We start from the raw sequence: 13,527 nt of genomic DNA, 5'->3' as shown, positions 1-13,527 counted from the left end.
TCTAAAAGCGCAGCGCCTCTTAACCTCTTTGTTGATAATTCGCCCTTTAAAGGCTTTTATTTGCACAATGAGAAGTAAAAGAGGAGTAAATGAGAAAAGCCAAAACCAGTATTTTTATGTTTTATAACTACTCTAAAAGCGCAGCGCCTCTTAACCTCTTTGTGAATAATTCGCCCTTTAAAAGCTTTTATTTGCACAATGAGAAGTAAAAGGGGGAGTTAATGAGATAGTCAAAAACAAAAACCAGTATTTTTATGTTTTATCACTACTCTAAAAGCGCAGCGCCTCTTAACCTCTTTGTTGATAATTCGCCCTTTAAAGGCTTTTATTTGCACAATGAGAAGTAAAAGAGGAGTAAATGAGAAAAGCCAAAACCAGTATTTTTATGTTTTATCACTACTCTAAAAGCGCAGCGCCTCTTAACCTCTTTGTGAATAATTAGCTCTTTAAAAGCTTTTATTTGCACAATGAGAAGTAAAAGGGGAAGCCAAAAACCCCGAAACAAAAACAGTATTTTTATGTGTTATCACTCACTCTAAAAGCGCAGCGCCTCTTAACCTCTTTGTGAATTAATTAACTAAATATTTTAAAAGCATTAAAAACAAAAAAGCGGTGTTAATTTTAACACCGCTTAATGCGAAATATATTTAGCTTTAGTAAGCTTGGGTTACAACATAGGTTTTATAACATCTAACACAGCTTCTATATGGTCGTCTCTGTCGTTTAGTGCCGCTATGTAACGGTATTTTTCGCCGCCTGCGTTTTCGAATATTTCACGGTTTTCACCTTCTAGCTCTTCAAGTGTTTCTAGGCAGTCGGCGCTAAAAGCAGGACTTATAATAGCTACATCGGTAATACCTTCATCAGGTAAGGCTGCAAGGGTTGCGTCGGTATAAGGCTTTAACCACTCTGCTTTACCAAATCGACTTTGAAAAGTACTAATTACTTTGTCTTTATCAAGGCCTAGTTTTTCGACAACTAAACGCGTGGTTTGTAAACATAGGCAATGGTACGGATCGCCGCGATCTAAAAACAATTTAGGCATACCGTGATACGAAAAAACAATTTTTTGTGGCATACCATTCGCTTCTAAATCCTCACTAATACTATTAGCAAGCGACTCAATGTAACGGGTGTTTTTATGATAGCCATTTATAAAATGAAGCTCTGGCACCCAGCGCCATTTACGCAGTACGCTCGATACAGCATCAAACGTAGAACCCGTAGTTGGGCTAGAATATTGCGGGTACATTGGTAAAATAATTATACGCGTTAAGCCTTTATCACGAAGCTCTTCAAGGCCTGCCTCTATTGAAGGGTTGCCATAACGCATTGCCATTACTACTTCTGTATTGGTATAACCTTGCTCTTTTAATAAGGTATTTAACTTTACACTTTGCTGGCGAGTGATGTGAGTAAGCGGTGAGCCGTTTTCGGTCCATATACTCTCGTATAATTTAGCCGAACGTTTTGGGCGTACGCGTAAAATAATGCCATGTAAAATTATCATCCATACTAAGCGTGGTATTTCTACAATGCGTGGATCTGATAAAAATTCGCGTAAATATGTACGAAGCGCAGCCGCTGTTGGTGCATCAGGGCTGCCTAAGTTAGTTAGCAGTATTCCCGTTTTTTGGTTAAAACGCCCATCATGGGGGTTGTCAGTAACCGCAGAAAATCGCGACACAGAGTGCTCCTTCAAGCAAATTCAATAATCTATTTTATGCACATTGTAACGAAAAAAACTGCGGTTTAGATCAATCATTTAGCAGTTTTCACCATTATTCTGAACGGAGTTGGTTTTTTAGATTCTAGCTGTTGGAGTTTTTCTATCGATTTACTGCTAAATACATGACCTTTGGGCAGCAACATTATGCCCGTATGGCTGTGTAGAGCATGGCCCAGTACCATTTGCTCTTTGAGTTCATGGGCGTTACAAATTAGCACTGATCCTGCTGAACTTTTTTGTTCATGTAGTTTTGCATGGCTTGCTTCAAGTGCACGTACAATTTTAGGGTGATAAAACGATCCACTATAAAGTTTTACACTTTCGAGTGCGTCATCGTGGCGCTGCTTTTCATCACTTGCATTGCTTTGCTCAAACGCGTCCCAATAGTCGCGCGCTAAACCTAGCACCATAGCGCCTATTGGTATGTCGTTTCCGGCAAGGCCTTTGGGCATTCCGTTTCCGTTAAAGCGCTCAAACTGATAATAAATAGCATCCGACAAGTCATGTAAATGTATTGCTGGCATTAACATTAATTGTGCAGTACTTGGGTGAGTATAAAAGGTTTTGCGTTGTTGCTCGTTTAAGCGGTTAACTGGTTTTTTATAAAGATCAGGATCCATAGCAAGCAAGCCTATTTGCGCCAAGTAACCAGCCATAGGGGCAAGATCAATGCTTTTTTGCGACAAGTTTAAATAAAGTGCTATTTGTGTACAGGTGTTAGCAATATTTTGTGCTTTGTTACCATCTAGGTAAGGGTTTGCGTTAACAAAATTATATAGCAGCTCTACGGTCGATTTATGCTCTTGTTTTTCGCGCTCGTTGGCGTCTTCAAGCTTTTTTAAAACCTGTTTGATTTGTAAGGTGCGTTTTTCTACTCGTTGTTCAAGCGAGTTATTAAGCTCTAGCAACTCTTGGTTTTGCGCTTTAACTTGTGCCTCTAATTTTTGATTTTGTTTTTTTAGTGCAAATTTTTCTAGGCTATCTCTAATGCTACGAAGTAATAAATCGTTTTGCCAAGGCTTTTGAATATAACCATTTATTTGGCCCTGATTAACAGCCGCTAAGGTGGTTTGTATGTCGGCGTAGCCGGTTAATAAAATGCGTTGGGTGTCGGGTGCCAGCGCACGCGCTTTTTCTAAAAACTCGGCACCGTTCATTACCGGCATACGCATATCGCTAATAATTAAACCAAACTCATGATTTTTAAAAAGCGTTAGTGCACTTTGCGGGTTATCGCAAACAATAACCGACAGGCCATTTACTTCAAGTAGCCGTGTTAACGTGCGTAGTACTATTTCATCATCATCAATGCAAAGTACATCAACCTGATTTATTGGTATGCTTGGTGTTACTTGAGTCATTGAGTCGCCTTTAAATTACTTCTGGTTAAATAATAGCTTAAAAAAATACTCTATGGTGTGTTTGTGCCTACCTTTTATATTAAGTGGTATTTACATAATGGAGTTATTAGCAATAAGTAGATAATTACTTATGCATAATATTAGGCCTTGGCTGCACTAAAGTTGCAAATTTGCATACAGACGACTAAACGTTAAGTATAAAGTTATCTATATGGATGAAGGGAATGGATGGATCAGATGGTAATTTTGAACGTGCTTTTTTAAACGAACAAAAGCTGCGCTTGGCCGCAGAGCAATTACTCAAAGATAAAAGTAGCGTTTTAGTTGCCATAAATAATGAACTACAAAAAAAAGTAGCCGACTTAGAACACCAACAAATGCTGTTTGTGCAAACAGAAAAAATGGCAACCTTAGGTACACTGAGCGCAGGCGTTGCCCACGAAATAAATACCCCACTTGCCTATGCAATGAGTAACGTAGAGAGCCTACAAAACGCAAGCCCTTTACTTGTAGCGCTGCTAAAACTTAACGAACAATATTTAAATAACGAAATTAAAGAGAGCCGTTTTAAACACGAAATCGACATACTCAATTTACAGTATCCGTACGCGTGGATTTATAACAATTTGCAGGGACAAATTAACGACAGCGTTGAAGGACTTAAACGTATAAAACAAATAGTGCATGACTTATTAAACTTTGCCCACCCCACCTCTTCTCAAGATAAACAATTAGCCGATGTAACAACGGGTGCTAATAATGCTTTAAGGTTATTGAGTAGCAAACTTAAATTATGCGAAATAAAAACGCGGTTTGAACCCCTACCACTCATTTGGTGCAATTTATCGTCAATTAATCAGATTTTTGTAAATCTTTTAATGAATGCTTGGCAAGCTTGCGAGTTAGATTTAGAAAAAGGCTGCATTATTGAAGTCAATATTTTTGAACTACACACAAATATTTGTATTGAAATAAAAGATAACGGTTGTGGCATGAATGAAGACACAATAGCACATATGTTTGACCCTTTTTACACAACAAAAGAAGTCGGAAAAGGCACCGGTATGGGTATGACACTTGTATACGCTATGGTGAGCGATCACGGTGGAAAAGTAGAAGTTAACAGTACATTAGGCACAGGTACGACCATTCGCTGCCTATTACCTTTAAAAGTGTAAAATAACGAACAAAACCACATTGTAAATAAAGTGTTAAACATTCTGTTTTTTGATGTTTAATCCCTTCTTAGCACGTATTTTAACCAATTTGATGTGGTTTTTTCTTATCTTGAAGTTTATTTGCATACTTAGACCAAATATTTAGTTTTTTTCATTTCTTTTTGTTTGCATATGTTGCTAGGATGTTTGCAACAGGTTGTGAGCATCATAACCACACACATATTATTAAGAATACAAAAAACAGGGTCGTCACTATGTCAACATACCGTTTAAACACACTTGCTGTAGCCGTTGCTTTCGCGTTTAGCGCACCAAGCATTGTTAACGCTGAAGAAGCACCAGTGCAAGCTGCTAAAAACATAGAGCAAATATCTGTATTAGGATCGCGTGTATCTAACCGTACCTCTACAGAGTCTTCTTCTCCTATTGATTTAATTGACGCGGATGATTTAACTAAAGGTGGTTTTACCGAATTAGGCCAAAGCCTTCAAGCGACAGCGCCTTCATTTAACTTTTCGCGTACACAAGTTTCAGACGGTTCTGATTTATTTAGACCTGCAACACTTCGTGGCTTACAACCAGATCAAACCCTTGTATTAGTAAATGGTAAACGTCGTCATAACCAATCAATTTTTGGCCTTAACGGTACAGTAGGCGCAGGCGCTGCGGGTACTGATATGAATGCCATTCCGCTAACAGCACTTAAAGGCGTTGAAGTATTACGCGACGGCGCTGCAGCGCAGTATGGCTCTGATGCTATTGCAGGTGTTATTAACTTATCTCTTAATAACTCAACCGGTATTACAACGGGTTTTGTACAATACGGCGGCACAAGTGAAGGTGACGGCGACACTATTTCAGCAGGTTTAAACCGTGGTTTTGAATTAGGTAACGAAGGCGGCTTTATTAACCTATCGCTTGAGTACCGTGATGCCGACGGCACTAACCGTGCAGAGCGCGATACGGGGGGTTCGCTTAATGTTGAACCAGGTACGCTAAGTGAAGATGTACGCTGGGGCCAAGGTAACTCAGAAAGTGAATTTACGTCGTTATTTTACAACATGGCATTACCAATGGGCGACGGCGAGCTTTACTCGTTTGGTGGCTACTCTGAGCGCACGGCGCTAGGTAATGGTTTTTACCGTAACTTTAACGAAGCCTCTAAAAACGTAACCCAAGTATACAGCGATGGTTTTTTACCGCGCATATATAACGAAGCACAAGATATTTCAGTCGCGCTTGGGTTTAAAGGCGATATAAACACAGATTGGACTTACGATGTATCTGCTGTTTATGGTGAAAACCAATACGATTTTACATCACGCAATACATTAAATGCTTCTTACGCGGCTGAGTATTTATTTAATAACCCAGATGCAAGCGATGCCGACATTGCAGCAAACTCAGGGCCTACTGGCGGTTACTCAGGTGGTTTTAGATTCGATCAAACAACGGTTAACCTTGATGTAAACGGTATTGTAGATATTGGCCGTAGTGAGCCTTTATATGTAACAGTAGGCGCCGAATACCGTAAAGAAAACTACGAAATAGTGCCTGGCGATGAAGCATCATACGCGTGTGGGTTAGCAAATATGGATACCTCGTACCCATCAGTAAACGATCCGGATCAATTTGCACAGTGTGGTTTTCAAGCTTATAACGGCCTTCGCCCTGAAGCGGCTAACGATAGCGACCGTAACAGCTACGCAGTTTATGTAGACGTAGAAACTATGATCACCGACGCATGGAACGTAAGTGGTGCGCTACGCTATGAAGATTTCTCAGATGCTGGGGATGATTTAATTGGTAAATTAGCAACACGCTATGAATTTTCAGATGACTTTGCAGTACGTGGTGCACTGTCTACTGGTTTTAGAGCGCCATCACTTCAACAAAGTGGTTATACAGCCTTTACAACTAACTTAGGCTCAGACGGTACATTAACGCAGTCGTTCACGGCAAACACAGGGACCGCTTTCCCAAGTGCGTTAGGCGTAGATAGCTTAGAGCTTGAAACATCAACAAACTACAGTGCTGGTTTTGTTTACGATGTAACAAGCGAGCTTTCGTTAACGGTTGATTTTTACCGCGTAGAAATTGAAGACCGTATTACACTTGGCAGCTTACTTTCGGCTGACGACGTATCGTTTAGCTCAGAAGCAGTTGCAGCGCTACAAGCAACGGGTGCAGTGCAAGCTAACTACTTCTCAAACTCGGTTGATTCTACTACGCAAGGTGTTGATATTATTGCATCGTACCGCACTGAAGTTGAAGGCGGTAATTTAGGAGTAACCTTTGCAGGTAACCTCAACGATACTAAAATTGACAGCGTAAATGCAGAAGACGGTATTCCTGAAGCGGTTGCTTTTGATGATTTACAACGCAGCTTTTTTACCGACGGACAACCAAGTGAGCGTGCAACGCTTACGTTTGACTACGAACGCGATGCCTACACATCAACCATTCGCTTTAACTACTTTGGCGAAACAGATGTAAAATACTTTGGTAACGACCATATTTCATTACCTGGTGAGCTTTCGCCTACGGGGTCATTTAAACCAACAAGTACGGTTGAGTCTGCTGTGTTAGTTGATTTAAATGTTAGTTACCAAATTAATGACATGTTTGCGCTTTCGGTGGGTGCCGATAACGTATTTGACGAAACACCAGATGAATTAGGCGACGACGAAGTACTTAATTTTATCACCAACGGCGCATTTAAATACCCAGTACGCGCATTGCCATACGGCTTTGACGGCAGAACGTACTACGCAAAAGTAAGCTTTAGTTTTTAATTTATCAAGCAAACTAAAGTAATATTAAGCGCAGTTATTAACTGCGCTTTTTTTATGCTTTTTTATTATTAAAAAACTACCAAATGGATGTTAAAAATACTTGCGCGGTTGAAAATTAAGCCTACAATCGCCATCTCTTAAATAGGCCAATATAAAAGCCTCTTTATTATTTAACTTAAAATAACCATTAGTTTATAGGAAATATATGACTAAAAAATCTAAAACAAAAACCGCAAATACCAGCGCGGTAGACACAGGGCGAGGCGTTATAAACCACAATGCACTAGCGGCAATGGTCACCTCTAAATTATTTAAACCACAAGTGGTTAAAGCTAAAAAAGGCAAAGGCTCGTTTAAACGTAGCAACAAACATTCAGGACAAGAGTCCTATTTAATCGCGGCTTAAATAGCACCGATCAAATAGGGCTTTTGAATATAGTAAGCGAGGTTTTATACCTCGCTGTTACTTTTAGTTCTTTATTATTTTAACTTCCAAGCTGTCCTCTAAAAGCGCAGCGCCTCTAAACCTCTTTGTGAATAACAGCCCTTAAAATATGAATGCACAAAGAGAAGAAAAAGAGGAGTAAATGAGCAGACAAAGTCCATTTGTTTAAGTTATATGATATTTCACCACCGAGTTCACCGATGCGCTGTGCACTACACAAAGAAAACACGAGTAATGGTTAGTCACTACTCCTTGTTTTCTCCTTCACTTCTCGGTGGTGATTTAATTACTTGTTTACTAATGCATCCGACTAAATGTAAAAGCGGTGCTTTTAAACGCCAGCAAGCTGCGCGTCCACAGGTGTTTAACTCAAGTTAAAGTATGGTCTGTAGAAGAAACGTGCTCACGTTAGAAGTGTAGTTTCTAACCTTTAAAACTATTACTTTTAACTGTTTGTGATGGGTTTTCACCAAATAGTTGCGTGTAATCTTTAGCAAATTGTCCCGCGTGCCAAAATCCCCAATTGGCTGCTATTACTGAAATGGGCTTATCTTGGTTTGGTTTTTTTAGTTCCCGCCTTACATTATTTAAGCGTGTTAAACGTAAAAACCGCAAAGGGTTAATTCCTAAAATACTCTCAAAGCTATACTGAAGTGTGCGCCTACTTACAAAGGAAAGCTCGCACAGCTCGGTTATGGTTATTGGGTTTTGTGGATTTGTGGCCACGTAATCTTTTACTTTATCTACTACGGCTTTGCGGTGTTTATAACTTGGCGCAATATTTTGCTGCGTATTGTCTGCTTGTAATAAGTGTAGTGCCAACATGTTTAGCATATCTTGTTGTGATTCGGTTCTAAGTCCAAAGCCCTTGCCTACAACCATGCTATTAATTATTTGTCTTGCCGTTTGCAAAGATGAGTTGCTCACCGATAAACGAGCTGATTGTGCAGATGCCAGGTTTTTCAATGTTACGCCTTGGAGCTGCGCCATATATTCAATTGAGTTCCAATCGATTACCAAACCATAAATATTAAATTGCTCAGGGGTTATCAACTCAAAGTCGTTATCACTGGTACGGCACATAAATTGATTACTTGCCACACTTAAACCATTAATTTTACTTTGCTGTGACTGACAAGGAATGCCGAGCCAAACCGAATTAGGGGCTATGTTACATTGCTGACGAAGCGCTCGCTCAGTGTATTCTTTAAACACATGAATATTGGCGTAATCCGTTTCTTCAATACAACCATAAAAGCTGCCGTCGCTCATTTGATCGTATTTTTGCTGCCATTGAGTAAGGCTATGCGCTTGCTCGTCTATATCGTGTGTTTGCACCTTGCTCTTTAGTGGTGCGCTGAAGCTACTTTGCTGCGCCATATCGGGGATGCTCTTTTTCGTTACACTTTCATTATGCTTAAGTTAACACCGCTTTTCGTGTGTAACCAATTGAATTGGTTTAATAAATAATCTTTTGCCAAAATTCGATAGTTACTTGGTACAAAATAAGCTGTCTTGTAACTATTCAATATTGATTTATAGCTAAAGATGCAGCAAAACCTATACCAAGGTTGATCATATTAGTTATGTGGAGTAAATCATGGGGCAAGCGTACAGTTACACTTTAGGTACACATACTTATAAATTCAAGAACTTAGCCCAGTTAATGGCTAAAGCTACACCGCAGCGTTCGGGTGATCGCTTAGCGGGCGTAATTGCACAATCAGCACAAGAACGTGCTGTGGCACAAATGACATTGGCGGATATACCTCTTAAAACATTTTTAAATGAGGTACTTATTCCCTACGAAGATGACGAAATTACACGCTTAATTATTGACGATCACGATGCAAATGCCTTTATGGCTATTGCACATTTAACCGTAGGCGATTTTCGTAATTGGCTTTTAAGTGACTTTGCAACACCTGCTGTCCTTGCAAGTATAAGGCAAGGTATTACGCCGGAAATGGCTGCTGCTGTTAGCAAAATAATGCGCAATCAAGATCTCATATTAATTGCTAAAAAGTGCCATGTTACGAGTGCTTTTAGAAATACTATTGGCCTCCCCGGGCGTTTATCTACACGTTTACAACCAAATCACCCAACTGACGATATTAATGGTATTGCTGCATGCATGCTTGATGGTTTGCTATACGGTAATGGCGATGCAGTAATAGGTATAAACCCTGCAACCGATAACGTTGCCCAAGCCATTAAATTAATGACGTTAATGGATGATGTTATTCAAAAGTACGCCATACCAACCCAAAGCTGCGTGCTCACCCATGTTACTAACACCATTGAATGTATAGAAGCTGGCGCACCGGTTGATTTAGTATTTCAGTCGATTGGTGGCACAGAGGCTACTAATTCAAGTTTTGGTTTTAATTTAAATACCTTAGCTGAAGCGCAAGATGCGGCTTTGAGTTTAAAGCGCGGCACTGTTGGCAATAATGTAATGTATTTTGAAACTGGGCAAGGCAGTTCGCTTTCAGCAAATGCGCATCATGAGCTTGATCAGCAAACGTGTGAAGCTCGCGCTTATGCCGTTGCTCGTAAGTTTAACCCGTTACTGGTTAATACCGTGGTGGGGTTTATTGGCCCTGAATATTTGTTTGATGGTAAAGAAATTACCCGAGCAGGACTTGAGGATCATTTTTGCGCTAAGTTACTAGGTATACCGATGGGATGCGATGTGTGTTACACCAATCATGCAGAGGCTGATCAAAACGATATGGATAACTTGCTTACGCTATTAGGTGTTGCTGGTTGCTCGTTTGTAATGGGAATACCTGGCTCTGACGATATTATGCTTAATTACCAAACTACGTCGTTTCATGATGCATTATATGTTCGCCGTGTACTTGGCTCTAGACCTGCCCCTGAGTTTGAAGCATGGCTAAGCAAAATGAAAATAATGCAAAGCACTTCCGATATTACACTTTCAGATACCTTGCCTCCCGCTTTTGCTAAACCTCTGGGTGCAATTACTGGAGGTGGCTCATGAAATCACGTTTAAAACAGAGCACTCCTTTAGATGACTCAGTAAACAAGCATAAAAATAACGGTAATGTAGTGCACAATCCTTGGAGTGATTTACGCCGTTTTACCGACGCCCGTATTGGGCTTGGGCGTGCGGGTATAAGTTTGCCAACCTCAGAAATGCTGGCTTTTCAGCTATCTCATGCACAAGCGCGCGATGCAGTGAGTTTTCCGCTTGATATTAACGAAATGACTGAGCAACTAGGCAGTATTAGCGTATTAAAAGATGTTGCCCCTCCCCTGCATTTACACAGCCAAGCTGTTGACAGGGTTACTTACCTTCAGCGACCTGATTTAGGCCGCAAGCTTGATGAAAATGGTAGGCAAATACTTCTCAGCTATATGAATAAACAAAAGCACACTACACAGGCTAAATACGATTTAGCGATTGTAGTGGTTGATGGACTCTCCTCGTTAGCGGTACAAAAAAATGCATGCCCATTTATAACAGAGCTATTAGCGCACCTTACAACAGACAAGCAATTTAAAATTGCCCCCATTACTTTGGTTGAACAAGGTCGAGTAGCAATTGGCGACGATATAGGTGAGTTGCTAAATGCGCAGGTGGTTATGGTGTTAATAGGAGAGCGCCCAGGACTTAGTTCGCCAGATAGCCTTGGCTTGTATTTAACATGGGAGCCTAAAACAGGACTTAACGATGCATGTCGTAATTGCATATCGAATATTCGCCCAGCAGGCCTACCTTATACAGAAGCGGCTAGGCGTGCGCTGTACTTATTACGTGAAGCTAAAAAACTAAAACTAACTGGGGTTAATTTAAAAGACCGTACACAAGACGATGTAATTGAGCATCAGGTTTCAACCACTAACTTTTTAATTGCTGAGTAATTTTAATTAAAAACACATGAAATAAAACAATAAAAACTAAACATCAACGGAGAAGGGTTATGTCTACTAATAATACAGAGTACCTTGCTAAAAGACAGTTAAAACGAGGTACTGCGGGGTGGTTATTACTCGCAGGTTTGGGTGTGTCGTATGTAATATCGGGTGACTTTGCAGGTTGGAACTTTGGTATTGCCGAAGCGGGTTGGGGTGGCTTTGCCATTGCTGCAGTGTTAATGGCAGTTATGTATTTAGCGCTGGTATTGTCGCTTGCTGAAATGTCAGCTGCAATACCTGCAGCAGGCGGTGGTTATAGTTTTGCGCGCCAAGCTATGGGGCCTGCGGGAGGCTATTTAACCGGGCTTGCGGTATTAATTGAATACGCCTTAGCACCCGCTGCTATTGTTATTTTTATAGGCTCTGCAGTTGAAGCCCTCACTGGGTTTAATGGACCATGGGTATATGCATTATTTTACTTACTATTTGTGGGAATTCATTTAGCAGGCGTAGGAGAAGCACTTAAAGTAATGATGGTAATAAGTGGTTTAGCAGTATTAGCTATTATTGCAACGGCTTTTGTTTTAATTACAAATTTTGATGCATCACGCTTATTTGACGTCCCCGTAACCGATGCAGTGGGAGCCAGTGAGTTTTTACCTTTAGGTTGGTACGGGGTTTGGGCTGCATTACCGTTTGCCATGTGGTTATTTTTAGCGGTGGAAGGTGTACCGCTTGCTGCAGAAGAGGCAAAAGATCCCGCTAAAGATGTGCCAAAAGGCATTATTGGTGCAATGATCTTTTTGTTATTTACTGCTTTTTTAGTTGTTGTTTTAGTGCCTGGCGCTGGCGGTGCTGCTGCAATGGGCGCAAGTGCTGTACCTTTGGTTGATGCATTAAATGCATCGGGTAGTGAGGGCTTAGCAACTGTAGTAAATATATTAGGGCTTGCGGGTTTAGTTGCTTCGTTTTTCTCTATTATTTATGGTTATAGTCGCTTAGTGTTTGCTTTATCTAGAGCCGGATATTTATCGCGTTCGTTGTCGATTACAACTAATCGCAAAGTGCCAGCACGTGCGTTGATTGTACCTGCCATATTTGGTTTTTTAGTATCACTCAGTGGCGAGGGTGATTTAATACTTGCAATGGCTGTAGTAGGTGCAACTGTATCGTATGCATTAATGGCGCTGAGCCATATTTTGCTACGCGTTAAACAACCTGATTTACCTCGCCCGTATAAAACCCCAGGGGGCGTAGTAACGTCAAGTATTGCTTTAGTGCTTTCGCTTATAGCATTAACGGGTGTGTATGCGTTCGACCCTCGTGCATTTTTATACACTATAATGCTGTTTATTATGGGCGCCGTATATTACTTTGGCTACAGCTCAAAACACTTAGTTGCTAAAAGCGCTGATGAAGAGTTTGCAATGTTGGCAGATGCAGAATCTGATTTAGAGATGGCTAAGTAAATATTAATAGTTATTATAAGTGAGGCTAGCCCTCACTTATATTTTTATACAAGCAATACGGTGTAAAAATAGTGCATGCATGTAAATATCAAGCCCCTAATCTACTTTATTAATATCATTTAAAGCTAAAACTTTATGCTGCCGCGTAGCGCTTTGTTTTGCCCATGCTTGGTTTTTTTGTCCATGCGCTTTCGCTGTGAATTACGGCTGGGCTTGGTGGCTCGACGCGCTTTATTAACTACCGTAGCACTAAGGATTAAATCCTTTAAACGCTTAAGGGCATCTTCTCGATTTAGCTCTTGGGTACGGTGGCTTTGCGCTTTAATGATTAAGACGCCGTCTTTGGTAATTCTTGTATCATTTAATGCAAGTAAGCGTTCTTTGTAGAAGTCAGGTAATTTAGAGCGGTTAATGTCAAAACGTAAATGAATTGCACTTGCTACTTTATTAACATTTTGACCACCGGCACCTTGCGAACGAATAGCTGTGAGCTCTAGTTCCCATTCATCGATAGTGACAGTATTTGAAATTGTTAACATTGTGTTCAGCTCTATTTGTCAAAAATACATTATATCATCAGTACATTAGCTTGTGGTGAATCAACTAAATTCTTAGAACTTAAATGAATTCTCATAAATTGTACTATAAATCAGCCAATATTTTAT

Annotated in this window: 10 protein-coding genes; 6 read left to right on the top strand and 4 right to left on the bottom strand. The window is 40.3% G+C overall.

Going from position 1 to position 13,527, the window contains the following annotated elements; all coding sequences use genetic code 11:
* Positions 1-667 precede the first annotated feature (667 nt).
* Entirely contained in the window at positions 668-1,687 is a 1,020-nt protein-coding gene (gene hemH / locus H5160_RS04745) for a ferrochelatase (RefSeq protein WP_182736922.1), read from the bottom strand.
* A 74-nt stretch (positions 1,688-1,761) separates the two neighbouring features.
* On the bottom strand, positions 1,762-3,090 hold the full coding sequence (locus H5160_RS04740) for an HD domain-containing phosphohydrolase (RefSeq protein ID WP_182736920.1): 1,329 nt from the start codon (positions 3,088-3,090) through the stop codon (positions 1,762-1,764).
* Between the two features lie 224 nt (positions 3,091-3,314).
* Here H5160_RS04740 and H5160_RS04735 point away from each other — a divergent pair, with 224 nt between their 5' ends.
* The 3 genes from H5160_RS04735 (at position 3,315) to arfA (ending at position 7,469) form a co-directional block, all read left to right on the top strand.
* Complete coding sequence (locus H5160_RS04735) at positions 3,315-4,268, top strand: sensor histidine kinase (RefSeq protein WP_182693303.1); 954 nt, start codon at positions 3,315-3,317, stop codon at positions 4,266-4,268.
* A 254-nt stretch (positions 4,269-4,522) separates the two neighbouring features.
* Positions 4,523-7,063, top strand: coding sequence for a TonB-dependent siderophore receptor (locus tag H5160_RS04730; RefSeq protein ID WP_024597458.1), 2,541 nt, complete (start codon positions 4,523-4,525; stop codon positions 7,061-7,063).
* Between the two features lie 205 nt (positions 7,064-7,268).
* A complete protein-coding gene (gene arfA, locus H5160_RS04725) occupies positions 7,269-7,469 on the top strand; it encodes a ribosome alternative rescue factor ArfA (protein WP_182695274.1) in 201 nt (66 codons plus the stop codon).
* A gap of 462 nt (positions 7,470-7,931) precedes the next feature.
* Here arfA and H5160_RS04720 read toward each other — a convergent pair whose 3' ends face one another.
* Positions 7,932-8,888 carry a helix-turn-helix domain-containing protein gene (locus H5160_RS04720; protein WP_182736918.1) on the bottom strand — a complete coding sequence of 319 codons (957 nt, stop codon included), beginning with the start codon at positions 8,886-8,888 and terminating at the stop codon, positions 7,932-7,934.
* A gap of 220 nt (positions 8,889-9,108) precedes the next feature.
* Between H5160_RS04720 and H5160_RS04715 the strand changes: the two genes are divergently transcribed.
* Genes H5160_RS04715 through eat form a run of 3 tightly spaced genes read left to right on the top strand, consistent with a single transcriptional unit; the run spans position 9,109 to position 12,862 of the window.
* Positions 9,109-10,515, top strand: a complete 1,407-nt coding sequence (locus H5160_RS04715; RefSeq protein WP_182711940.1) for an ethanolamine ammonia-lyase subunit EutB — start codon at positions 9,109-9,111, stop codon at positions 10,513-10,515.
* A complete protein-coding gene (eutC, locus tag H5160_RS04710; RefSeq protein WP_024594887.1) occupies positions 10,512-11,399 on the top strand; it encodes an ethanolamine ammonia-lyase subunit EutC in 888 nt (295 codons plus the stop codon). Before H5160_RS04715 ends, eutC begins: the two co-directional genes overlap by 4 nt.
* Before the next feature lie 59 nt (positions 11,400-11,458).
* Positions 11,459-12,862, top strand: coding sequence for an ethanolamine permease (gene eat / locus H5160_RS04705; protein WP_182736916.1), 1,404 nt, complete (start codon positions 11,459-11,461; stop codon positions 12,860-12,862).
* A 125-nt stretch (positions 12,863-12,987) separates the two neighbouring features.
* Here the strand turns inward: eat and arfB are convergent, their stop codons facing one another.
* Positions 12,988-13,401 carry an alternative ribosome rescue aminoacyl-tRNA hydrolase ArfB gene (arfB, locus tag H5160_RS04700; RefSeq protein ID WP_002959105.1) on the bottom strand — a complete coding sequence of 138 codons (414 nt, stop codon included), beginning with the start codon at positions 13,399-13,401 and terminating at the stop codon, positions 12,988-12,990.
* Between the last annotated feature and the right edge of the window lie 126 nt (positions 13,402-13,527).

The organism is Pseudoalteromonas sp. SG43-4, from assembly GCF_014164325.1.
Classification (GTDB): Bacteria; Pseudomonadota; Gammaproteobacteria; order Enterobacterales; family Alteromonadaceae; genus Pseudoalteromonas; species Pseudoalteromonas distincta.
The sequence above is the reverse complement of the archived record's forward strand: the minus strand, read 5'-3'. Positions and strand labels throughout refer to the sequence as shown.

Bases quoted from the DNA above. Each gene is read 5' to 3' on its own strand.
- H5160_RS04735 (WP_182693303.1), top strand. From the start codon at position 3,315: ATGGATGGATCAGATGGTAATTTTGAACGTGCTTTTTTAAACGAACAA.
- eat (WP_182736916.1), top strand. From the start codon at position 11,459: ATGTCTACTAATAATACAGAGTACCTTGCTAAAAGACAGTTAAAACGA.
- arfB (WP_002959105.1), bottom strand. From the start codon at position 13,401: ATGTTAACAATTTCAAATACTGTCACTATCGATGAATGGGAACTAGAG.
- H5160_RS04720 (WP_182736918.1), bottom strand. From the start codon at position 8,888: ATGGCGCAGCAAAGTAGCTTCAGCGCACCACTAAAGAGCAAGGTGCAA.
- H5160_RS04730 (WP_024597458.1), top strand. From the start codon at position 4,523: ATGTCAACATACCGTTTAAACACACTTGCTGTAGCCGTTGCTTTCGCG.
- H5160_RS04715 (WP_182711940.1), top strand. From the start codon at position 9,109: ATGGGGCAAGCGTACAGTTACACTTTAGGTACACATACTTATAAATTC.
- arfA (WP_182695274.1), top strand. From the start codon at position 7,269: ATGACTAAAAAATCTAAAACAAAAACCGCAAATACCAGCGCGGTAGAC.
- H5160_RS04740 (WP_182736920.1), bottom strand. From the start codon at position 3,090: ATGACTCAAGTAACACCAAGCATACCAATAAATCAGGTTGATGTACTT.
- eutC (WP_024594887.1), top strand. From the start codon at position 10,512: ATGAAATCACGTTTAAAACAGAGCACTCCTTTAGATGACTCAGTAAAC.